Source organism: Roseinatronobacter sp., from assembly GCF_051859525.1.
GTDB lineage: Bacteria > Pseudomonadota > Alphaproteobacteria > Rhodobacterales > Rhodobacteraceae > Roseinatronobacter.
In genome coordinates this window covers 433-786 of record NZ_JBHYFM010000051.1, presented here as the reverse complement: position 1 = coordinate 786, position 354 = coordinate 433, and the positions used below count along the sequence as shown (strand labels likewise).

At 70.6% G+C, this 354-nt stretch carries 1 protein-coding gene; it reads right to left on the bottom strand.

Annotation, left to right across the window (positions count from 1 at the left end; genetic code table 11):
* Positions 1-354 (bottom strand): molybdopterin dinucleotide binding domain-containing protein (locus tag ACTIE1_RS16640; RefSeq protein WP_439563511.1); only part of this gene is annotated, 354 nt, incomplete at both ends.

Genomic DNA, 354 nt, shown 5'->3' with positions numbered 1-354 from the left:
AGGGGCTGCGCCGAAACCGCAAACCCGTACCAGACCGGGGCCAGCGGCGCGAGCGCGACGACGGATGCCTTGCTCTCGGGCTGCCCCGAAATCGGATCCGTGACCGCCGCGACCAGCGCATCGACCCGGCCCATGGGCGCGGTCTCGCCGGTCCAGTGCATCGGCGCGAAAACCTGTCCGCGCTGCACCCGGTCGGTGATCGCAACCCGCAGGATCGCCTGCCCCTGCGGGCTGGTGACGCGCGCCAGCGTGTCCGGCTCCAGCCCCTGCGCCGCGGCATCCGCCGGGTTTATCTCGATAAAGGGTTCGGCAATATGCTGGTTCAGCCGGGGCGCAAGGCTGGAGCGCGTCATC